18 protein-coding genes are annotated in these 23,374 nt (G+C 41.9%); 7 read left to right on the top strand and 11 right to left on the bottom strand.

What is annotated here, in order from left to right; genetic code table 11:
- Window positions 1-424: 424 nt before the first annotated feature.
- From recG to ACFG4S_RS11070, 6 genes are all read right to left on the bottom strand, one after another.
- A complete protein-coding gene (gene recG / locus ACFG4S_RS11095; RefSeq protein WP_392534844.1) occupies window positions 425-2,944 on the bottom strand; it encodes an ATP-dependent DNA helicase RecG in 2,520 nt (839 codons plus the stop codon).
- Window positions 2,945-3,229: 285 nt separating this feature from the next.
- Window positions 3,230-4,111 carry a hypothetical protein gene (locus ACFG4S_RS11090; RefSeq protein WP_392534843.1) on the bottom strand — a complete coding sequence of 294 codons (882 nt, stop codon included), beginning with the start codon at window positions 4,109-4,111 and terminating at the stop codon, window positions 3,230-3,232.
- 202 nt (window positions 4,112-4,313) lie between these two features.
- Window positions 4,314-5,255: a translation elongation factor Ts gene (gene tsf, locus ACFG4S_RS11085; protein WP_392534842.1), complete on the bottom strand. Its 942-nt coding sequence runs from the start codon at window positions 5,253-5,255 to the stop codon at window positions 4,314-4,316.
- A 212-nt stretch (window positions 5,256-5,467) separates the two neighbouring features.
- Window positions 5,468-6,262 carry a 30S ribosomal protein S2 gene (gene rpsB, locus ACFG4S_RS11080; protein WP_392534841.1) on the bottom strand — a complete coding sequence of 265 codons (795 nt, stop codon included), beginning with the start codon at window positions 6,260-6,262 and terminating at the stop codon, window positions 5,468-5,470.
- Between the two features lie 230 nt (window positions 6,263-6,492).
- On the bottom strand, window positions 6,493-7,539 hold the full coding sequence (locus ACFG4S_RS11075; RefSeq protein WP_392534840.1) for a hypothetical protein: 1,047 nt from the start codon (window positions 7,537-7,539) through the stop codon (window positions 6,493-6,495).
- Between the two features lie 172 nt (window positions 7,540-7,711).
- Window positions 7,712-8,983 carry a hypothetical protein gene (locus ACFG4S_RS11070; RefSeq protein ID WP_392534839.1) on the bottom strand — a complete coding sequence of 424 codons (1,272 nt, stop codon included), beginning with the start codon at window positions 8,981-8,983 and terminating at the stop codon, window positions 7,712-7,714.
- Between the two features lie 462 nt (window positions 8,984-9,445).
- Here ACFG4S_RS11070 and ACFG4S_RS11065 point away from each other — a divergent pair, with 462 nt between their 5' ends.
- The 4 genes from ACFG4S_RS11065 (at window position 9,446) to ACFG4S_RS11050 (ending at window position 13,950) form a co-directional block, all read left to right on the top strand.
- Window positions 9,446-11,374 carry an alpha-amylase family glycosyl hydrolase gene (locus ACFG4S_RS11065; protein ID WP_392534838.1) on the top strand — a complete coding sequence of 643 codons (1,929 nt, stop codon included), beginning with the start codon at window positions 9,446-9,448 and terminating at the stop codon, window positions 11,372-11,374.
- A 302-nt stretch (window positions 11,375-11,676) separates the two neighbouring features.
- On the top strand, window positions 11,677-11,844 hold the full coding sequence (locus ACFG4S_RS11060; RefSeq protein WP_392534837.1) for a hypothetical protein: 168 nt from the start codon (window positions 11,677-11,679) through the stop codon (window positions 11,842-11,844).
- A 141-nt stretch (window positions 11,845-11,985) separates the two neighbouring features.
- Window positions 11,986-12,540: a hypothetical protein gene (locus tag ACFG4S_RS11055; protein WP_392534836.1), complete on the top strand. Its 555-nt coding sequence runs from the start codon at window positions 11,986-11,988 to the stop codon at window positions 12,538-12,540.
- 258 nt (window positions 12,541-12,798) lie between these two features.
- A complete protein-coding gene (locus tag ACFG4S_RS11050) occupies window positions 12,799-13,950 on the top strand; it encodes an S-layer homology domain-containing protein (RefSeq protein ID WP_392534835.1) in 1,152 nt (383 codons plus the stop codon).
- Window positions 13,951-14,430: 480 nt separating this feature from the next.
- Here the strand turns inward: ACFG4S_RS11050 and ACFG4S_RS11045 are convergent, their stop codons facing one another.
- Entirely contained in the window at window positions 14,431-14,868 is a 438-nt protein-coding gene (locus ACFG4S_RS11045; RefSeq protein WP_392534834.1) for a CAAD domain-containing protein, read from the bottom strand.
- Window positions 14,869-15,748: 880 nt separating this feature from the next.
- Between ACFG4S_RS11045 and ACFG4S_RS11040 the strand changes: the two genes are divergently transcribed.
- On the top strand, window positions 15,749-17,473 hold the full coding sequence (locus tag ACFG4S_RS11040; protein WP_392534833.1) for an ATP-binding protein: 1,725 nt from the start codon (window positions 15,749-15,751) through the stop codon (window positions 17,471-17,473).
- On the opposite strand, the gene ACFG4S_RS11035 is transcribed toward ACFG4S_RS11040, so the two are convergent.
- Window positions 17,442-17,645, bottom strand: a complete 204-nt coding sequence (locus tag ACFG4S_RS11035) for a hypothetical protein (RefSeq protein ID WP_392534832.1) — start codon at window positions 17,643-17,645, stop codon at window positions 17,442-17,444. The genes ACFG4S_RS11040 and ACFG4S_RS11035 overlap by 32 nt on opposite strands.
- Window positions 17,646-18,075: 430 nt before the next feature.
- Window positions 18,076-18,513 carry a DUF6918 family protein gene (locus ACFG4S_RS11030; protein ID WP_392534831.1) on the bottom strand — a complete coding sequence of 146 codons (438 nt, stop codon included), beginning with the start codon at window positions 18,511-18,513 and terminating at the stop codon, window positions 18,076-18,078.
- A gap of 534 nt (window positions 18,514-19,047) precedes the next feature.
- Here ACFG4S_RS11030 and ACFG4S_RS11025 point away from each other — a divergent pair.
- The gene (locus tag ACFG4S_RS11025) at window positions 19,048-19,257 is read left to right on the top strand and encodes a hypothetical protein (protein WP_392534830.1); all 210 of its coding nucleotides are present in this window, start codon (window positions 19,048-19,050) and stop codon (window positions 19,255-19,257) included.
- A gap of 40 nt (window positions 19,258-19,297) precedes the next feature.
- Here ACFG4S_RS11025 and tsaB read toward each other — a convergent pair whose 3' ends face one another.
- Window positions 19,298-19,945, bottom strand: coding sequence for a tRNA (adenosine(37)-N6)-threonylcarbamoyltransferase complex dimerization subunit type 1 TsaB (gene tsaB / locus ACFG4S_RS11020; RefSeq protein WP_392534829.1), 648 nt, complete (start codon window positions 19,943-19,945; stop codon window positions 19,298-19,300).
- A 499-nt stretch (window positions 19,946-20,444) separates the two neighbouring features.
- The gene (locus ACFG4S_RS11015; RefSeq protein ID WP_392534828.1) at window positions 20,445-21,188 is read right to left on the bottom strand and encodes a hypothetical protein; all 744 of its coding nucleotides are present in this window, start codon (window positions 21,186-21,188) and stop codon (window positions 20,445-20,447) included.
- Window positions 21,189-21,450: 262 nt separating this feature from the next.
- On the opposite strand from ACFG4S_RS11015, the gene glpK reads away from it, so the two are divergent.
- Window positions 21,451-22,989 carry a glycerol kinase GlpK gene (gene glpK, locus ACFG4S_RS11010; protein ID WP_392534827.1) on the top strand — a complete coding sequence of 513 codons (1,539 nt, stop codon included), beginning with the start codon at window positions 21,451-21,453 and terminating at the stop codon, window positions 22,987-22,989.
- Window positions 22,990-23,374 lie beyond the last annotated feature (385 nt).

The raw sequence follows: 23,374 nt of genomic DNA, 5'->3' as shown, positions 1-23,374 counted from the left end.
ACCGGAAAGTGACAGAAGAGGAATAAGGCAAAAGACGCGATAAATCGCCGTCTTTGATCTAGAATTTTCATTAAAAAATCTTATCCGAACCGTATTGGTAACGCACCACCCGAAAGTTTTAGTGCGTTAGTCTACGGCACAACACACCCCAATACTGCTCGCTTTGTGCATTTTTAACTCGGAATTAGGTTTGGGGAAAAGGTTAAAGGTTTTTTCTTTCCCCTTTCCCTTTCCCCTTTTCCCCTTAACCGACAAGTATTGCAACACACCCTACATGTATTTCAAAAATCTGTAAACATCGAGAGGCTCAGATCCCCGACTTCTTGAAGAAGTCGGGGATCTTTTTGTTCATACATGTATTTCAAAAATCTGTAAACATTTTGCGATCGCTCTTTGCATCTCCGTAGGACTATTTCATTGTCATCTATGTCAAAATCGCCCCACCCATCAATCGCTCATACCGATACTTCAACTCTTCTTTCATCAAATACCAACGCTCTAAAGTAACATCCATCTCGATTATTTTTTCCGCTGCTTGCCGCGCTAAAAGTAAAACTTCCTCGTCGTCAACCAAACTTGCTAAAGTAAAATCTGGCACTCCAGATTGACGAGTTCCCAGTACTTGCCCAGGGCCACGAAAACGCATATCCATTTCAGAAATGAAAAAGCCATCCTGAGACTGTTCCAACACCTTCAACCGTTGTTGAGCATCAGGACTCCGAGAACTGCTCATCAACAGACAGTAGGACTGAGCCGCGCCACGACCGACACGCCCCCGCAGTTGGTGGAGTTGTGACAAGCCAAATCGCTCCGCATTTTCAATGAGCATTACCGTAGCATTAGGTACGTCTACACCCACTTCAACAACAGTAGTCGAAACTAGAATCTGCGTTTCGTTATCACGAAATTTGGTAATAGATTCGTCCTTTTCGGCTGAACTCATGCGACCGTGTAGCAGCCCAACTTGAAAGTCGGGAAAAACGCTTTCTTGCAACTTTTGATGCTCGTCAACAGCCGATCGCAAATCTAATTTTTCTGATTCTTCCACCAAGGGCAAAACCACATAAACTTGTCTTCCTTGGGCAATTTCTCGCCGGATTAGGTCGTAAGCATGGTTGCGTTGCTGACCTGACAAGACTGTTGTTTGAATCTTTTGTCGTCCTGGCGGTAACTCATCAATTTGGCTGACATCCAAATCCCCGTGTATCGTCAGTGCTAAGGTTCTAGGAATGGGAGTAGCTGTCATAGTTAATACATGGGGTTGTTCGCCTTTTTGCTGCAAACGCGCCCGTTGTTCTACCCCAAAGCGATGCTGTTCATCAATTACAACTAACCCTAATTGATGGAAGTTTACAGGGTCTTGAATCAAGGCATGGGTTCCCACTAACAGAGGCAATTCACCAGTTCCTAACTGAGAATGTATTTGTCTTCGTTTAGCAGTTTTTGTGGAGCCTGTCAGTAATTCTACAGGTAAATGCAACAGGTTAAACCAACTAACTAACTTGCGATAATGCTGTTCTGCCAAAACTTCTGTAGGAGCCATTAGCGCCGCTTGGTAGCCAGATTGAATTGCTGCGAGGATAGCTAGCACGGCGACGACTGTTTTACCAGAACCGACATCACCTTGCACCAAACGATTCATTGGTGCAGGTTTTTGCAAATCGTTGAGAATATCGTTGAGAACTCGTTGCTGTGCTACTGTGAGTTGAAAAGGCAGTATTTCGTAGAATTTCTCTACAAGTTGACCGCGGGGAACGAGGATAGCGCTAGTTTGAATTGCCCTTGCTTGCTGCTGACGTTGCAGTAAACCAAGTTGGAGGTAGAAAAATTCGTCAAAGACTAGGCGACGACGGGCAACTTTTAAAGCGTCGCTATCGCTGGGAAAATGAATATTAGCGATCGCATCTTTCAATTCCATCAAACCATACTTCTGTCGCAAACCACTTGGCAAAGGATCTTTCAGGTTAGCCGCAGCAGGTAAAACAGCAATTACCGCTTGTCGCACCGTATTCGCCACCAATCCCTCTGTCAATGCATAAATTGGCACTACCCGCCCAATATTCAGCGACTCAATCGAATCTCCTGGATTTGCCAAAACCTCTAGTTCTGGATTATCCAGTGTCAAGCCATATTTACTTTCTTTCACCAACCCACATGCCGCAACAATACTACCCACTGGATAACGGCGTTTTAAACTTTCTTGCCAAGCACGACTGCTAAAGCGCGTACCTGCGTAAAAACGACCAATTTTAATTTGACCGCTGTTATCTTTGACAATCAGTTCTAAAATTGATAATTTTTGATTTTTAGGACTACTAAAACAGTTGCAACGCTTCACTGTAGCGATGATTGTCACCGTCTCACCCGCCTGTAACTCGCGGATATTCACCTGACGCGCATAATCAATGTGGTCACGAGGATAGTAGAAAAGCAAGTCGCGGACGGTATGTAAACCAAGACGCGCTAGATTATCAGCTTTTTTAAAACCTATTTCTGGCAAATCGCTGAGTTTTTGCTCAATTTTTGGTGCAAGCCTCAGACTCACCTCAGTGATGATTTTGGATTTTGGACTTCGGCTATGCTCAGTCGAACGATTTTGGATTTTGGATTGATAAATTCTCCCCTGCTCCCCTGCTCCCCTGCTCCCCTGCTCCCCCTGCTCTTCTTGCTGTAGTTGCTGTAGTTGCGAGAGATACCGACGAGTCTCTGCTACTAAATGTTGTCTTTCATCCAGCGCTAAATGCGGATAACTAGCAAATTGCACCGCTAGTCCTTGCCAACGACGGCGTTCAGTTTGGGGTAAGCCTGTTGGGAATTTACCCAAAGTGAGGCTCAGAAATTCGCTGAAACGATATTGTTTACCCACCAAATCTGTAAAGCCACGTTCGGCCTCTATTGCCAAAGCTTTCTGCAATCGTATCCAATCTGGTTTTTCATTAATCATTGGTCATCAGTCATTGGTCATTGGTCATTGGTCATTAGTCTTCTTGCAAAAGTGGTTTTTTCACCCTCTTATTTTCGCCTTTGCGTGAGAATAAATATTGACGCAATAAGTTTAATTTATTACATATTCAATTTGTAAATTTACTTAATGACGATTGATGCTTGACTGATGACCGTCAATCATCAACCGTCAACGATTATAAATAGTGTTTATATAATGTTTATATAATTTAAACGCTATCAGCTTATTAGTCATTACCAAGGGCAAATGACAAATGACCAATGACTAATTCTCAAACCAACTGGCACGCCATGCAGCTTCAGCTTCAGCAATTGTCCTTTCACGATGTTTTTTTTGATACTCTCGTTCTAGCTTATTTAGCTGAACTAAGATACTGCGGATTTGTCTGCGCTCAGATGAGAGTGTAACATCAGCAAATTCAATTTCTCCCAGTCGCAAATTAATAGCCATAATCTGCGTCAGTCCAGAATCTTCTGACTGCTGCTCATTTTCAATTTCAATTACTAAGTTTAATAAGTTGGGTGGTCCTGACATTACCTCGGCAGATGCTTCTGATGCAGCCGCAGCCGCTGCTGCTAAAATCGGTTCTGGTAATTTTTTAGGTAATATCCCAGCTTTTTGTAATAAAAGATTAGCATCATGAGAAACTTTTTTCAGTATCTCTTGGGTAACTTCCTCTAAGTTATGTCGCCATTTAGACAGTTCTATAGGACTAGAGGTATCCAGGGACAAAGGCGACAACGACGAATTTAATACCTCATCTCCCTCATCTCCCTCATCTCCCTCATCTCCCTCATCTCCCTCATCTCCCTCATCCCCCTCATCCCCCTCATCCACCTCATTTCCCTCATCCACCTCATTTCCCTCACTTTTAATATAAGTGAGCAATTCCTCGGCCGCGAGTTGACCTAACTTGCGGATGGCTTGTTGTAATTGTTGGCGCTGATTCAAAGACAAATTCAGAAAGTTTTCGGGATGTCCGTGAGTACAAAGGTGGTAACTAGCTAGAATCAGCTGTTTTTGTACAGCTAGTCCCAAGGTAGCTAGATAACTACCATAGGCGGTTTGTAGTTGTAATGCGATCGCTCCCATCGCTTCTTTGAGTGCTGCAATATCCCGCTCGATTTGTTCGATTGCTCTTGCCATATCTTCTCGTTCTTGCCCAGATGAACCATTACATGGTACAAATGTACGATTTTATTTGAGGATAACCTTTTAAATAATTTTAAATATTTCTCTATTAATAAAATACAGGTCAGGCTATTTGCTTGACCTGTTTGTCATTAGTCATTTGTTTTTGGTAAAGACTAAGGACCAATGACTAATGACTAATGACTAATGACTAATATTACTTGCCCATTTGTGCAGCGACTTCATCAGCAAAGCTCATTTCTTGCTTTTCGATGCCTTCGCCCAGTATATAGCGGACAAAGCGATTCACTTGGATGTCTTCGCCTAATTGCCCCTTGACTTGCTTCAACAAGTCTTCCACAGAGATACTTTGATCGCGGATGTAAGGCTGATCTAGCAAAGTCAATTCTTTGAGGCGTTTGTCAATCCGTCCCTGAACAATCTTTTCTTTGATGTTATCTGGCTTGTTCGCCAAATCATCTTTGCCCATTTCAATATCTTTTTCTTTTTGGGCTACGGCGGTAGGAATTTGGTCTACGCTGACATACTCGACATTTGGGCACGCTGCAACTTGCATAGCAGCGTTCCGTGCCAAGGATTGGAATTCTTCCTTAGCAGCCGCAGATTCAGTTTGAGAACCCAACTCTACCAATACACCAACTCTACCGCCAGTGTGAATGTAGCTGTCTATTATACCTTGGGTGCCTTCTGCTAGGGCAAAATTGACAAAACGACGCAGTTGGATGTTTTCACCGAGTGTAGCAATGGTTTGCTTGATGAATTCATCTACACTTACACTTTCATTTTCAATATAGGGTTGAGCTAACAAGGACTCAACACTATCAGCACTTGAGGCTTGCTTTGCTAGATTCTTAACTAAAGCTTTAAAAGCCTCGTTACGAGCCACAAAATCAGTTTGGCAGTTTACTTCTATAAGTACACCTACTTGACCACCAGGTTGAATGTAGGTGTCTACTAGACCTTCTGCCGCAATGCGATCGCTTTTTTTACCCGCCGAAGTGATGCCCTTTTTCCGGAGCCAGTCTGCGGCTTCTTCGATGTTGCCATCATTCTCTATCAGCGCCTTTTTGCAGTCCATCATGCCGGCACCAGTTTTTTGGCGTAGCTCTTGGACGAGTTTTGCAGATATTTCCGCCATGTTGCCTCAATTCCTAACTTGACCTCGAGTTGTAATCGCTCACCTAATTTAGTGCTGAGTGCTGAGTTTTGAGTCTTCAGTTATCAATTTTGAGTGAAAGAAAATTCTTCATTAACAACTGACAACTCACAACTTCAAAAATCAAGACTCAGCACTATCCAATTTGCTGAGTATTTATATCTTACTCAGCCCTCAGCACTCAGCACTCAATACTATTCTTCTTCTTCTTCGTCGGGAATCACGGCGTCAGTATACTCGCCTTCCTCGTAGTCTTCGTCGTACTCAGTACCGTCGTAGTCTTCGTAATCATCTTCAGCATCCAGCTGACCGTGACGACCTTCATAGATGGCATCCGCCAATTTTCCGACTATCAGCTTGATAGATCTGATAGCATCATCGTTTGCGGGAATGGGAATATCTACAACATCTGGGTCACAGTTTGTATCCAGCATGGACACAATGGGAATGTTGAGTTTTTGGCATTCTTGAACTGCGTTATACTCACGGCGTTGGTCTACAATCACAACAATATCGGGCACTTTTCGCATTGTTTTAATGCCGCCCAAATATTTTTGTAGCTTTGCCATTTCTCGACGCAGCATTGACGCTTCTTTTTTGGGCAATAAATCTAGTGCGCCAGTTTCTTCACGGCGTTCTAAATCTTTTAGGCGGTCTACCCGTGTTTTGATAGTTGCCCAGTTGGTCAACATTCCGCCCAACCAGCGCTGGTTAATATAGTGGGAACCACAACGGCTGGCTTCTTGGGCAATAATTCCCGCTGCTTGCCGCTTGGTGCCGACGAAAAGAAACTTCTTCCCTTGCTCTGCTTGCGATCGCATATAGCTATAAGCACTATCCATCAACTGGGCAGTCTGCACCAAATCGATGATATGTACACCATTGCGGGAAGTGTAAATGTAAGGAGACATTTTTGGGTTCCAACGCCGGGTTTGGTGCCCAAAGTGAACCCCTGACTCCATCATTTGAGCCAAAGAAACTACTGGCATATATTTTTAACTCCGATTCGGGTTAAACCTCCATCTAAGTGGATTTCCCAATCGAGAAACACCCGAATTCTTAGATGTGCGAGATTAGTTAACCATACTAGGTTAGCATATTTGGGGAAGTTGGGGGATTGGGAGGTGTGGGAGGAGAGGAAGAGGGGGAAGCATACATTCTCTTTCCCCCACACTCCCCACACTCCCCCATCTCCCAGTCCCCAGTCCCCAATCCCTGACTATGTAAATTCGATCGTCTCAACAAACTCTAAAATATTCTCTTTGATGTATTCAGCTTCTTCTTCAAGGGAATCTGGGGTTTCGCCGTTGAGAAAGCTGTGCTGACTGCTAACTATATACAAAAATTCACCACTGACAAAGGTGAGCAACCCTCGGTAGGCATCTAATCTGATAGCAGTTCCATTATTTTCTTGCTTGGAAATCGTCGAACCTTTGGGCATATCAATTAATGCGTAATAAGCCCCTTCTAAAGTGTCTTCCAAATATTCAGTGTATTCCACAGAAGCATCTGGTACATTGGCAAAAATCGCTTGGGGTATATACTTTTCTACTAAAATTGATTGTAAATATTCTTGTTGTCCAACAGACTCCATCTCTTCCAACTGTTGTGAAGGAAAAGGATAATAATCGATTCTCAACAAAGTGCCGATATCATCAGAAAAGCCAACTACTCCTTCCTGACTTTGAATTCTACCGCCCTGTTGAGGATCGACTGGAATCGGCACTGTAAAGTTACCTAAAGGGGATTCATAGTTTTGGTGAGTATAATCCTCTATAACTACTGTTTCATCTTCGTCGTCTTCATATTCTTCTTCTGCTTCTTCAAAGGCTGCAATTACTTCTTTGATGATTTCGTCTGCTTCTTCATCCTCAAGTTCTAAGGCAGTTTGGAGCTTTTTGAGATAGGCTTGTTTCTGTTTGGGGATGGTCAGTGCGTCGTCTAAAAGGACTATGACACCTGCGGCGAAACCATCTAGGACTAATTCATCTGAAAGAGAGACTTTAGCGGTATTAAACAGGGCACCAAGTCCTTCATCTTCTGCAATACCGATGAGTCTATCGACGATTTCTGTAATTTCATCTTCTGAGTATTCCTCAAATACCTCGAATTCCCAGAGGATACCTGCTAAAGTTTCTGCATCAACATCTTCAACCGATAAATCAGCGATCGCGGTGACAGTGGCGATGGCCGCCACGGCTTCCTCTGGACTTAGTGATTCCTCCGATCTCTCTGATGAATTAAAAATCTTGTCATATTTGCTCATAATTGTTACCAGGATCAATTGCTTTATAGTAAATAACAGGTTGAAAGTCCCAATGGTCAGTTTACCAATGGAGTGAATCTATTACAGAGAAACTTTATTAATAGCTGGCTGATACCAATTTTAGATTTGAGATTTTCGATTAAAAGTCTGGCGATGCTGACTGGAGTGCTAATTAAGGTTTGTGACGATCTGGCTGCACAATTTCTTGACTTTCTTCATTCTGATTTGTGACGTACAGGAAGCGATCGGCAATATCTTCGTAAAAATTTGCATCAGACCAGTAACCTTGGTGTCCTTGGTCACCCCAGGATGCTGGATATTTCATTTCAATGTTAACCAGGTTTTCATAGTAATCTAGATGACCGCTGATTGGATCTTTTAGATGGTAGTAATTGATCCAACGAACTCCCTCGAGTTTGCATAAAACTGGATTTGGAAACGAGTATTTACTTTGCTGTGCAAATTCTGGTTTTACACGAAAAGAATTGAGGTGTTCTAAAATCCGCTGTCGAATATACTGTCCTTCCTGTGCAACCTCTCGGAAGAAAAAAGCGATTTTATCTAGGGGTGAACCAAAGGTTATTAACCCTTTAATTTTATTTAGTAACAAACTTTGATTCTTGTCTGGAGAAAGACTCGCTTCAACACAAAGAAGGTTTAAGGTGTCGTAAGCAATACAGCTACCCAAAGAATGTCCACCTATGATTACTTGGTCGTAATCTATTTGTTTATCTTGAAGAATTTCTTTCAGCAATGTTAAGGATTCTGTCAGTATTTGCTGACGAATGATTTTGTAGGGCGATTTTGCATCAGTGATGCTGTATATGGTGATATCACCAATGAAATTAACCAAGGGTGGAGTGACAATTTTTTTACTTAGCTGCCATGCTGATTGCAGAAAACGACCTTGGAGAAATGGCCCTGCTAATGACAAAATTAACCAAGTTATCATTCGCAATACTGGATAGAAAAAGTTAAATATCCGCAGCAATATAGTGAGCGATCGCAGACGGTATTTAAACAAACTTTTTCTATTTTTTTTAGCCAAGAGTTGATCTAATAGAGGTTGGTTTTCTTTCCGGTTATAAAACTTAATTGTGCCATCAAGGGTCTGTTCTGCCCATCGCAATATCTCAGGTACAGTGATTTTATTTTCTGTATAAGCTGACCAATAATACTCATGAATATCAATTAGCCAATCTCCATCGTTATCAGTTGATTTCAATCTGATAAAGCTTTCTGTCCAAAAAGAACCAGTTGATAGCCTGCGTTGGGCAATTACGTGTTCTAGCTTGAAAGATAAATTTTCCTTATCGAAGTAAGTCAGGAAATTCTGGGTAAAAAGATCCACAGTCTCAAAAGGATTTTGTTCGCCGATTCCGTGGATAAACAAAAATGCTGTGTGACCTTTGAGCAATCTTATATTTTTATCTCGATCTTTCATACAGAATTACCATTTTTATAAAAAATACTTGGAGTTGATGGTTAACAGTCAACAGTTAACACTTAACGGTGGCGAAGTGGGTTTACTGCCGCCTTTGAACGTTATTTTTAGAGACAGTTCTATAGCTTGACATCCAGTGACCAAAAAAGTAATTTGTTAAGTCAAACTTATATATTTTTTGATTAATTATTATTGACTTTATTTACAATTGTCATATACGGCATTCCTAAATCATTTGAGAGTTGCAATTCTCACAAATCAAATAGGGCTGCTATAGATTCTTTTGTTTTTATCCTCTAGCAGATGAATTATGTCTATCGATAGAATTATAAACTAGCTAACGATAGATACCTACACCATAGGCAGGATGTAAAAATACCGATGTTTGTAGTTACACAAAGTACTCTAAACAATGTACTGTTGTGTCTACAAACTTCAATTGAATGAAATTTTGAGTTTTTTATGGTACAAACCCCTCCATCCCAATTTTCACCAGAGCAATACAAAGTTGATTCGGCAACAGAAAAAGTAGAAACTCTTATACAAACACCTGCGTCAGACACTGAGATTGACTTAGACTTTCTTTACACTAGGGATATTGAATTTCGTCAGGAAACAATCTATTTTTTAGTGGTCGATCGCTTTTATGATGGCGATCCAGATAATAGCGAAGGCGCAAACTCAGAACTCTACGATCCAAATAGGCAAGAGTGGGGTAAGTACTGGGGTGGTGACTTGCAAGGCGTCATCGATAAATTGGACTATCTCAAAAATATGGGAGTTACCGCCCTTTGGCTAACTCCGTTGTTTGAACAGGTGGAAGAGTTATTTATTAGCAATGCGGCGATGCATGGCTATTGGACAAAAGACTTTAAGCGCATCAATCCTCGCTACATTGCTGATGGAGAGAATCCTTCTTTAAATGCTACCCAAGAAGAAAAAAATACGACCTTTGATCGGTTAATTGCAGAACTACACAAGCGCAATATGAAACTGGTGCTGGATATTGTCTGCAACCATAGCAGCCCTGATACCAGCGGTAGCAAAGGTGAATTGTATGATGATGGTGTAAAAATCGCTGACTTTAATGATGATGTCAATCATTGGTATCACCACTATGGCGAAGTGCAAAACTGGGAAGACGATTGGCAAGTTCAGAACTGTGAATTAGCTGGTCTAGCAACCTTCAATGAAAACAATACGGAATATCGGCAGTATATTAAGTCAGCAATTAAACAATGGCTAGACCGGGGTGTAGATGCATTACGGGTGGATACTGTCAAGCATATGCCCATCTGGTTTTGGCAAGAATTCACTGGTGAGATGACCAATCACAAACCAGATGTGTTTATTTTTGGTGAGTGGATTTACAGTAATCCTAGTGACGATCGCTCGGTGGAATTTGCCAATCACTCAGGTATGACACTTCTAGACTTTGGGTTGTGTGTGGCAATTCGAGCTGCACTAGCGCAAGGTTCAGAAATGGGATTCCAAACAATTCAATATATTTTTGACCAGGATTATCGCTATAAGGGAGCAACAGAGCTAGTTACCTTCATTGATAACCATGATATGTGCCGCTTCCAATCGCTGAACCCCGATCCAGCAATGTTGAAGGTAGCGATCGCCTTGATTATGACATCTCGTGGTATCCCGTGTATCTATTACGGCACAGAACAATATCTCCATAACGATACAGATGGCGGTAACGACCCCTATAACCGCCCAATGATGGAAAGTTGGGATCGGGATACAGAGATATATCGTTACATCAGGTTATTATCTGGGTTGCGGCGACTCAATCCCGCAGTGTCAATGGGTAGCCACTGGCAAAAATACTTAACACCAGACATTTACTGTTATGTGCGTCGTTATCGTGATTCTTTATGTTTTGTCGCTTTAAACCGGGGAGGAGAAGTTACTCTACCACAAGTAGAAACAGAATTACCCGATGGTGAACATACTTGTGTAGTCACTCGCAACAAGTATGAGGTCAAAGACGGCAAGATTCACAATTTGGTACTCGAAGAACGGGGAGTACTTGTTTTCAGCCATGTCGGGGAACGGATTAAAGGACAAACTATAGTCCGCGTACAACTCAATGGCGTGGATACCAAACCTGGGGAAATCATTGTTGTGACTGGAGATTGTCCAGAGTTAGGCAACTGGGATATCAGCAAAGCGTATCCCTTAGAGTATATCAACTCGAATACCTGGTCTGCTGAAATTCCCTTTGATGAAAGTGCTGGTAAGCTGATTGCATATAAATATGCCATGTGGCGGGAAGGGCAATCGCCTCTGCGGGAAAATTTAGTTAACCGCCGCTGGGTGATTGCTAAGGAAGGTACTGTTAAATGGCGTGATACATGGGCTTCGGGACGGGAATCGTAGAGTTGAGAAATTGCCGATAAATCAATTATTAATACTTATTGTGGGGTCTCCGTAATCAAAGACGGACACCCCACAATAATAGGACTTACACATTCAGACAGATCCCCCAACCTGCTTAAAAAAGGGGCTTTAGACGGACGCTCCCCCTAATATTTTTAGCGATCGCTTCGGGCAGGTCAGTTTATTAAGTTTTGAAACTTACTCAGTTTAAAACACTAAATAACTATATACTAATTAAGTCAAAAAAAGATTATACTTTAGGGTTTTTAACCCGGATTTCTCGAGCTTTGTGAGAAATCCGGGTGAAGACTAAAAAGATCGGGACTTTACTGTTAGGTGATGAATTACCTTCAAATCGCCTATTCGAGATTGAAAGCGACTCATTGATTTTATACAAAGCTGAAAGTTTAGCTAAACAAAAGTTACAGAATTTAGCTCATACTCAAGACTTTAATACCAATTCTTTATGAAGCTGCATAGAATTCGATCCCCCCTAGCCCCCCTTATTAAGGGGGGAACTGGAAAAACATCTATCAAAGTCCCCCTTTTTAAGGGGGATTTAGGGGGATCGAGATATCTGCAACTTCACATTAAATTGGTATAACGCCAAAATGAAAGTAGCGTTTGGGGAAAATGCTGATGCTATTGAGTTGCACACAGCTTGGACAGCAGGAGATTTTAGTACCTTACCCAAAATTGAAGTGCGATCGCGATCGGATATCAATGGAGCGAATGGGGCTTATGCCGCAGCGATCAATACTACTTATATATCTCAAGAAGTCCTGAAGCAAAATGCTGGCAATGTAGAAGCGATCGCTAGCGTTGTTCTAGAAGAAATTGGACACGCAATTGACTCGCAGCTTAATATTTCCGATACACCTGGAGATGAAGGAGAAATTTTTGCTTATTTAGCCCAGGGAATAGAGTTAAGTGAATCGGAACTGCAACGATTAAAAGCAGAGGATGATAGGGTTACAGTTAATCTAGATGGAAAAAATCTACAGATAGAACAAGCAAGCAGTGTTTGCGATCGCTTTATCTATAATCAAGCTACTGGTGCGCTTTTCTTTGATGCTGACGGAACAGGTACTAAACAAACTCAAGTCCAAATCGCCACTCTCGCGACAAAACCCGTTATTGGTTTTAATGACATTTTCGTAATTTAGTAGCGAGAAGGATTTCTAGCGTCAAAGATCTGAATAGGAATCCCAAAGAGCCGAACGCCAACTGCTCAATTGCGTAGACGCGTTGGCGTAGCCTCTCATAGAGAAGCGGCTTGTCATTAGACATCGCTTGATCTTGAACCAGAAGCCTAATCTTTTGCGATCGATTACGAATTATGAATTAAAAAGGGCTGGTGTAAAATTGTCATCTGTGGCTTAATTTCTTTAGATACAAATTTTACTGCTACTGGGGTAATCACGATGACAAATAGACCTCCTTCCGAACCTGAGTCATCTCAAAGAACTGCCCTTGGCTTTGATGAATTTATAGCAATTCTGGTTGCTTTCGCCACTATCGGAGCGATTCTTTTTTGGTCATTGTCTCGGAGAGATTCTCAGTGGAATTTCAACGCGCTACTGTCTCCTTCCTCCACTCCCTCTCCTAGTGTTCAACCAAATCAAGTATTGCCTTCTTCTACTCCAAAGGTAGAACCAAATACAATCCCCCAAGTAAACCTTTTACCTTCATCACCATCTGCGGCTGTTGAACCCAAGACACCTGAATTTGGGACTAATAGCGCAGCGACTTCCCCCAAAGTCTTCCCACCATCTGCTGAGGTAACCCCAAGTCAATCACCAGAACCACAAAAGCCTGTATCCTCTTCAGTAGATCTTGAGTCATCAATTACATCATCAGCTTTACCTTTAGTAACTCCCGCAAAACAAAAATCTATTATTCCGCCGCCAATTGCATTTAACGATGTGCCCAATAACTTCTGGGGTCGGCGTTTTATAGATGTTCTTTCTTCCCGTGGTATTATTAAGGGATTTCCTGATTATTCTTTTAGACCAAATCAGCCTGTAAACCGTGCTGAATTTGCTGCCTTACTGCAAAAAGCTTTTGACAAAGAACTGTCTAAGAGTGCGATCGCATTTCAAGATGTACCCGTAAAATTCTGGGCAACTCCAGCAATTAACCAAGCCATCAGTACCGGGTTTCTCAAAGGCTATCCGAAAAAAACTTTCAAACCACAACAAAATATTTCACGAGCGCAAGTTTTAGTTGCCCTTGCTAGCGGGTTGAATTTAAAAGCACCCACTTCCCCAAATCAGATTTTAAGTATTTATAAAGACGCTAAAGATATTCCGGCATATGCTACCAGCAAAATAGCCGCTGCTACAGCCAGTGGACTTGTAGTTAACTATCCAAATACACAAGTCCTTGCTCCTAACAAAGTAGCAACTCGTGCTGAAGTGGCCGTAATGATTCATCAAGCTTTAGTTAAACAAGGCAAGTTGAAGGGAATTTCATCTGAAAACATTGTGCGATTGCCCAACATATCCCCAGAGCTTTCGCCTACTTCAAAAGAGAACGCAAAGGTTAATTTGTCGGCTGGAGGCTCGTCTCATTAGACCTCTTGCAAAAGTGCTTTTTGCAAGAGGTGGGTTTGCAGAAGTCTATTGAAAGAAGCAGGAGGTAGGAGGGTCAATTCAGTTATGGGATTCGATCCCTCCTGAATTAAACCCACTGAACAGTAGTGAGGGTAGGGGTATTAAACCCAAGACCTATTTGCTCCTGCCTCCTGCCTTCGTTGATAAAGTTACTACAAAAGTAATATTCAGGGACTGAGGGGAAAAACTTACTTTAACTTCCCCCTCGTTCCTTATTTTTCCCTGCTCCTCTGTTTCTTGGTAAACTCCCTGGCAGAGAATTCAAAATTCAAAATAAAGATTCTTAATTTTGAGTCGAGCCGAAGACGCTCAGCCTCAGGAGGAATCTGAGCGTCAACTTTTGAGAAGTCTGAGATTGAGCTTCCTTAGACTCAGAACTTTGGTGATTTTGAATTAGAGCATTCAGGTAGCACCATTGTCAAAGAAGCGATAGTTGGGATATTAAGCTTCTGGAATTTGTTTACCGACAACTTGTGATTTAAGAGTAGTGATTTCACTAGTTAACTCTTTCCTGGTTGAGGCTTTGAGTAAATAGCGGTAAACAAACCAAGCAGAGTAACCAATACCAATCAACTCAAAAGTAGGAGCTACTAAGGGAATATCATTCAAAGCATCTAATATTGCCAAGAGTACTTTAACTCCAACAATCGATCCCACAATTAAACCAACAGTAATTAAAGGCTGCTTGTATTGATTAAAGAAGCTTCCTACGTATTCAGGCAACGTTGCTAAAAAGCTAGAAATTTGCTCTCCGTATTTGAGCCATTCGTCTTGAGGCTGTGCGGGAGGCTGGAGTTTGGTAATTGTTCCCGTTTGGCTGTTGATATCTGCCACTGTAGCCTCTTTAGATGTGGTTTCGGTAAATTCTTGTTCTGGCATTTTCACTCCCATAAATTTGACAGTTGAGTTTTTCTAATCTGGGTAATTACAACCAAAAGGCTGTTGATTAGGTATTGCACAAGTCCACCACTACAATTGAGTCAAGGGCGCAAAAGGATTGTAGTATCCTATAACCATAATTGCCCCATAATATCTACTGCATCAACTACAAGGTAGAAAGTCAGTAGGAGGATAGAACTCAGAAGGCAGCAAAATGTATTATAATCAGCTTTTCGAGTTTTCTTGTTTAGAATCAACTAAAATCCTCAGGTTGTGATTATCCCATTCCGTTTCATTTGCTCATAATCGTACTAAATCTAAGTACAAATCATGCAAAAATTAATCCACCTCTCATTTATATAAGCTTAAAAGCCGATTTTATTCGATATTAAAGCTATCTTAAGGCGCGATCGTCAATTAACGTATTGGTATTGATATTAATACGTAATATCAAGCGATGTACGACTTAAATTCTTGCAAACCCTTTCCAAACCTCTCTCCGTTTCGGAGAGAGGCTTTGATTCTTGCTCCCTTTCCCTTGTCGGGAACGGGTTGGGGGTTAGGTCTAAGAGAAAGTTGCACAGGGCGTCATATAAGTTTTTTATGTTCAGATAATACTAGAGTTTAAAAAATTTTATGATAGATGTGCTTGGGACTAGGGAAGAGTTTTTCCAATGCCCCATGCCCTTCAGGAGTGCTGAGTGCTGAGTAGGGGATTTCAGTTCTTTACTCAGAACTCGGAACTGTTTTGCCCCATGCCCTATGCCCAATAATTTTGTCTTGCCATAAAAGAAGATAATCTAGATGTTAATCACCAAAAGTGTTTGCACAAGCTAGACTGATTTGGTGATGTTTGCGGGAAGGCAAGGAGGTTTGAGGAATGCCAACTCAGAAGCCAACCCCTATTGACAGCAGTTCAGAAAGCAAAAAAGTGTCAGCGGAAGAGCCATCAACAGACGAACTCCCGACCATAGAATTTCCCTCACAAGGGAAGCTCAAAGCCAGTTCTTGGCGTATTCATCAGAAAATTGGCTATGGCTACTTTGTAGCTATTGGAATTGGCTTTTTTGGTTCACTGACTGGGTTGGTAATCGCCAACTATTACCGAGGAAGGGAAGTCAGGCAATTTAATCAAGCTCATGAACAAGGACAACTACTGAGTAATTATAAAGATGCAGTAGTCGGAGCGCAATTGCATAGTTCTAACTTGGTTGCGGTCTTGGAAAATTCACAAGAGTTGCAAAGCAAAAAGGCTGATTTTCTGAAAAGTTTTGAAAAAGCTAAGCAACTAGAGTCAAAAATTAACGGATTTATTGACAGTAAACCTAAGAGACTAGCCGCAACAAGTTCTAGTTTACAGACGTTATTGCAGGATTATAAGACTAACTTACAAGCTTACGTTGAAAAAATCGAGGCGATTTTACAGAAAATCGATTTCCAGAAAGTGCAGCCTGAGCAGATTTCGTCTGCACGATCGCAATTATTAGCAATAATGCGTAGTGAAACTGCCATACGGCTAGATCAACTTTCGGAAAACTTGAGTAATATTTTGCAAACTGCTGAGGAACAAGAGCAAGAAAGGCAAGAATCCGTTGAGCAAGCAAAACTGGTTGAGCGATTCATCATAATTATGAGTATGCTGGTTTCCGTGGCGATCGCGGCTATTGTAGCTTGGCGGACTAGTCGAGCGATCGCGGAGCCAGTGATCGTTGTCACCCAAGTGGCTGAACAAGTAGCCAGAAAGTCCAATTTCGATTTGCGAGCTCCCATTACCACTGAAGATGAAATTGGTCTACTCGCCAAATCTTTGAATCGTTTGATTGAGCGAGTATCTGAGCGAACTAAAGAATTACAGCAAGCCAAAGAATTAGCTGAAGCTGCTAGCAAGGCAAAAAGCATATTTCTGGCAAATGTCAGCCATGAGTTACGCACACCATTAAATGCTGTAATTGGCTTGAGCCAACTTCTAGAAGATGACGCTACGGATCTTGGTTTATCGCCAGACTTTATCACAGACTTAGAAACAATTAACTCTGCTGGTAAACATCTACTGCACTTGATTAACGAAATTCTCGACTTGTCAAAAATTGAAGCCGGGAAAATGACTCTCTATCCAGAGACATTTGAGATTGCAACTCTAATACATAATGTAGTCCTCACAGTCAAGCCGACTATAGAAAAAAACACAAATATCTTAGAAGTGGATTTTGATGAGCAACTTGGCACCATGTACGCCGATCAAACCAGGATGCGCCAGGTATTATTAAACTTACTCAGCAACGCTGGTAAGTTCACTACAAACGGCAAGGTAACCCTAACAGTCAAAAGAGAAAAGGATGAATTACGACCAGAAGCTCCTTTGGGGATCATTACTTTTACTGTTACCGACACTGGTATAGGTATGTCTCACCGTCAACAGCAGCAGTTATTTCAACCTTTTACACAAGGTGATACTTCGACTACCAAAAAATATGGAGGTACAGGGCTGGGATTAGCAATTAGCCGTCACTTTTGCCAGATGATGGGAGGTGAAATTATTGTCAAAAGTCAGCCGGGAGTTGGCTCTAGTTTTACTATTCGTCTGCCAATGACTGTGCAGGAATAATTGGTGACATACTCCTACACTGATGTTTTTCTATGAGACGTTTGGCGAATGCATACAGTTTAGGGAACTCCAAAAATAAAAATAACCGCTTGAAGTTGTTGACTGTGGTCATTGAATCTCGACTCACTTCGACGCTGCTCAGTGCAAGTCGCTCGATTTGAGCGTTGGTCATTGAGCGTAGTCGAAATGAGCCGAAATGAGCTGAAATGAGCCTAAGTGTTGACTGTTAACAGTGGGATATTTTTTTATTTGCCGTCCCTTAGCTGTATATTTTATTTTCTGGAAGTCCCTTAGCCTTGCAAGACAATCCGGTTATTGCTTAGGAGGTAGATGCCCCTGAATTCCACACATTGATTACCAAAAATGACGGTGGTCAAACGAATTCGCAATGGGCTACGCCCTGCTATGCTAACGCAATGAAATCAGTGAGGGGATGTATTCTGAGTGAGCCAGTTGATAATTTTCTCCACAATTGCGAATTGCAAATTGTTCGGTCGAGAAGATGAGGGATATGGGAAAGAAAATAGCCTTTGCTCTGTGTTGTCTCCCTCATCCTCCTCACCTGCTATTCCCTTATCTTTGTGCCATTGAACCTTTTTTATTTAGGCTTTGGTGTATTTGTCGATTATGTTAGCGAAATCTGGTATCGCCTCCTCAACATGTTTTTTGGCTGAGCCGCGAAGTTTTTCATAGGTTCCTCGCACGATTGGGCGTCTGACGCTTTTAACCCTCGCGTCAGTTACACCTAAGAGTGCATCTGCTGTATATGAGGAATTAGCAGTCACATACCCTACTGGATCGCCCTTCTCGACACCTTGATTCCAGATGGGATCGATCGCCTTTAAGCATTCTGGTAATAGTTGCTCAATGGCATAAGGGATGTATCCTGGCTTGACCCCCTTGAGAGCAGAGAAGGCAGTTTTCAGAGCAATGCCGCTTATACCTGATTTAGAGGCCAACTGTGTTTCAAGCATGTTACAGCAGTCATCTACTAACATGGCTTTTTTTTCTGGGTTCAAAAGTCCCTCGCTAAGTCCCATTTCACTCCTCATGATGATTTCAGTATTTAATTTCCATTCGATTTTTTAGCAAGCAGGAAATTACAGAAAATGGTATCAGAGATGCCATTATCAGTTTTAAACATAACCTTACTGTGCCATTCAATGATAATCTGAAGTTAGATATAACCCGATTAAATAGTGTTAGTATCAACCTAATATCAGTAAATACAGTGAATATAACTAGTTTTATAGATGAATTGATAATTTGTATCCCAAGTTTCTAGATTCACGGAAAACACCAAAATACATGTCTGATGCTGTTTTAGCAAGTGTTGGAGATTTTAGCAAGCAGTGGGGCGATCGCAAACGCCGATTTTCTGCAAAATTATCAGCGCCAAAAAAGCACTAAGCAATATTTTGCCAACGAAGACTGTTTTTAATAAAAAAAATCATCTGAATGACAAGTCTCAGCCGATAGCATGTATAATTTTTACTTAAAATTTAAATGATGCGAAACAATGTGTAAGCCGCAAGTTTAACTTTACTCCTGAAATTGATAGTAGGTGTAAGGCGATGATTTCTCAAGATTATGATTCAATTTCTTCTGTAAACGAACTACTTAGAAAAATCAGAATCAAAGAAAGTCAGCTAAAAATTGCAGAAGAATCTAACATGGTGAATGTAACTACAGCATTACAGACTCAACTGTTAGAATTACGACATGAGTTATCAGAGTCACAAGACTCGGAATTGCAAGCATTAATGAGTTTGTTGGATGATTGAAGTTTATAGCGAAAAAGCGTCTATCTATAGTCTGCTTGAGTTAAACTTCTACTGGATGTTGCCCATAATAAGGCAAAGCCTCTGACCAATTTGGAGATTTGCCTTGTTGCCAATCAAGTTCAGCTAGTTCTAAGATACTTGTCACCGTCGCTGCTAACCCAGATTGGGCTTGAATTAGCTCATAACTGGTGTTCCAATTGGCTAAAGTTTCTTGCCATACTTCTGGTGTCATAACTGTATCTGGCAATAAGGGTATTAGTCCAGAACCATCTGCCATCGGTTGATAAATAGCTGCAAAAATTTGGCCTCGTTGTCCTGGCATTTCTACAGCAAGAGTTCTTTGATTTTGACTTTTGCTTGCTTGTGACCAAGCTACCGCCGCCAAAGTTGAAATCGCAAACACAGGAATATTTAATTGTTGTCCTAAGGTACGAGCGGTGACAACACCAATACGAGTCCCAGTAAAGCCACCAGGGCCTTTTGCAACTGCGATTAAAGAGAAATCTGTCCAGGTTTGTGGTTTGATAAATTCAATTAAATATTGATGTATTAGGCTAGATAAATCACGCCCCAAATTCCAAACTTGAGAGCGAGTCTCGCCAGCAAAATTACTAATTGCTATGCCTAATTCAGGTGTGGTGGTGTGCAGTGATAAAGCATATTTTTTTGTAGCAGTTTTCGCTTGCATGAACTATAAATTTATCCTAAATTGAGGCTGTTTTAGTTATGAATTAGGAATTAATATTATACGTTTTTATGACTAAATACAGTGATTGCAACCAATACGGTTCGGTTAAGGCAAGAGACGCGATAAATCGCCGTCTCTACAAAGGACTGATTATTGTAAAGAGGGCGATTTATCGCGTCTTTGCGATCTCGGACGTGTCATTAAAAAACCTTATCCGAAACAGAGCAGGGTTTCTGGGAAGGCTTTTGGCAGGTCGAAAAAAAAGGTCATTTTCAGCCGAGCTTATTGCAAATATTTGCATCTTCCCGAATAGATCAAACGCTGAAAGTATTTTATTCTCAAGGTTATGGCGATCTTGGCGGATACCTAGGGTTTTTGCCCGCGCTTGGGTATGCCAAACATCAAGCTTATTAGCTAATCATAAAATGAGTAGGGAATATTGTCGAGGGCGATCGCTAAATAATTGTTCAATCAGGCTAAAACCTAGAACCCCAGCGATTTAACTACAATTAACTGCTGAAGCTAAGGTTACCTTTTTTAAATCTCCAGTAAATACGCCTGTATATTTATAAGGTGATGAACCAGAACAACTCATAGAATTTGTATTAGCGCGACGGGGAGTCCACCACGAATCTGCTTTCACAGTCAAATTCGTGCCATTCCATGATAATCCTGTGACAACTAAGGAGTTAGTTTTACCATCATTAGCCTTTTTTGCAGTCAGAAATGTCGCATATAAAACGTTACCATCGTTAGGATTAATTTTTGCTAGAACTGCAACTTTTGCACCTCCACCACTTCCATAACTAGGAAGCCAACCAGCATTAGCAAAACGTCGAAAATCATTACCAGTCTGGCTACCAGTAGAAGAGAAAACACCATACAAAACGTTTCCTCCATCCCAAAGCAATCCGTAGCCAGTACCATCGTCATTCGTTGTTTCGTAATCACTGCGACACCATTTTTTCACTCCATTGTTAAACAGAACGATGCGTGGGTCTTTGTTTTGAGATGATGTTTGTTGATAACCAATGTAGATGGTTGTTTGCCCAAAACTGACTTTCGGCCCATTTTTATTTTTGATAGTTGTCTCGGTGTCATTGCATGTAAATGTCACACCTTTACCGATAGATGACTGTACAGCACTTTGAGCCAAAACTTGAGAAATTGGTAAATCAGCACCTAATACTAGTGATAAAAATAAAGGTGCTAGGTATTTGGGGAATTTACGACAATAAATCATCAACTTGATTGGTTAAAATGTCTAAAAGGACACGATATCACAAAGTTTCACTAATGACGAACTTGTGGTATAATCCCCTCGGCAGAAGGAACGAGACCGAAAAAGGTTATTGGTGTAGATAATTGGTCTTTGAAGACGCGATAAATCGTGTGTCTACAATTAGAAGACGCGATAAATCGCGTCTCTACAATTAGGGTTTTGGAGTTATCTGAACTTTATTGGGATAATTGGTAAAATCACGATCGCACCATTGAAAGCAACTATGGACACAGTTGGCAGCACAACTCGATCGTTGGACTACATCTTGGCATTGGATTTGGGTACTACAGGCAACCGGGCTTTTGTGTTTAACGCAGAAGGTAATATTGTCGGACAGGCATACAAAGAACTGACTCAGCATTATCCTCAGCCGGGATGGTTAGAACATGACCCTGAAGAAATTTGGCAGGATACTTGCTGGGTGATGGAAACCGCAATTTTGAATGCTCAAATTACTCCATCAGCGATCGCCGCGCTGGGACTAACTGTGCAGCGTGAAACCTGCTTGATTTGGGACAAAACTACAGGTAAACCACTCCAAAGAGCGATCGTTTGGCAAGATCGCCGCACTGCTCCTCTTTGTCACCAGTTACAAGAGCAAGGCTATGCTCAAGAAATTTACGATCGCACCGGATTAATCATCGATGCCTACTTTTCTGCTACTAAGCTCAGGTGGCTATTAGACAAGTTTACAGATGTTGACCCAAACAATATCTTGGCAGGCACCATTGATAGCTGGGTGTTGTGGAACCTCACAGGTGGAAAAGTTCACGCTACCGACCACAGCAACGCCAGCCGCACAATGTTAATGAATCTGAAAACTTGTGAGTGGGATGAGACTCTTTTGGAAATATTCCAAATCCCGGCTCATATCCTGCCCAAAATTCAGCCTAGTTTAGGGGTATTTGGAGTTACCGATGCGACTTTGTTGGGTGCTGAAATTCCCATTACTGCGATTTTGGGAGATCAGCAAGCAGCTTTGTTTGGTCATGGTTGCGATCGCCCTGGTTCGATGAAATGCACCTATGGTACTGGTAGCTTTTTGGTAGCTCACACTGGCTCAGAAATTGTCCGATCGCCCCATCAACTCATTTCCACGGTGGCATGGACACAAGCAAATCCTAGCGGGACTTTGGATGTAGGCTATGCCCTCGAAGGCAGCATGTTTACTAGTGGTGCTTGTATTCAATGGTTACGCGATCGCCTGAAGCTGATTAAAACTTCTGCCGAAAGTGAAGCAATGGCAAATCAGGTAACAGATAATGGCGGAGTATATTTTGTCCCTGCATTTAGTGGACTGGGCGCACCCTACTGGGATATGAGCGCTAGGGGAGCCTTTTTTGGTATTACCGCCAGCGTCCAACCAGAGCATCTAGTACGCGCCGTGCTGGAGGCGATCGCTTACCAGGTTGTGGAGGTGGTGCTGGCGATAAATGCATCCACCAGTACCCCTCTTGGGCGACTAACTGTAGATGGTGGTGCTTGCGAGAATAATTTCCTGATGCAGTTCCAGGCAGATGTGTTAGGTATTCCAGTGGAACGTCCAATCATGCGTGATACGACCGTCCAGGGTGTAGCGTTTGCAGCAGGTTTAGCTGTGGGATTTTGGCAGAACTATGAAGCACTAGTGCAGCAACGGCAAATTGAACGTGTGTTTGAGCCAAACAGCGTAGACCCAAAGCAGCTTGTCGCCAGCAGTCCATTGTCCAATTTTGATACCTGGCAAAAAGCAGTGAAACGCACTTTGGCTTGGACTGAGTAAAGCCAAGAATGACTGGGGATTGGGGACTGGGGACTGGGGACTGGGGACTGGGGACTGGTATTTTTACTCGTCACGGGCTCAACGCCCCGCCATCGCTTAACAGCACTTTCAAGTCAGCAGGAATACTGCTTGACATTTGCGGACTTGCTTTTCGCGTTGCTATCTACCTCCTTCAATTAGGGACTTCCAGAAATTAAATTATTCAATTTTGGGAGAGAAGACGATTGTTAGATTCTTCCTCCTCTGCGTCCCCTGCGTCCCCTGCTTCCCCTGCTCACCGAAACGATGGAATATTTTTTTAGTTGGAAGTCCCTTATTTGGTGTTGGTTTTTGCAGATGATGCGAAAGGAAGGAGTACCTAGTACTCTGTCAAGGCAACTTTGCG

Source organism: Nostoc sp. C117 (assembly GCF_043099735.1).
Lineage (GTDB): Bacteria > Cyanobacteriota > Cyanobacteriia > Cyanobacteriales > Nostocaceae > Nostoc.
The sequence above is the reverse complement of the archived record's forward strand: the minus strand, read 5'-3'. Positions and strand labels throughout refer to the sequence as shown.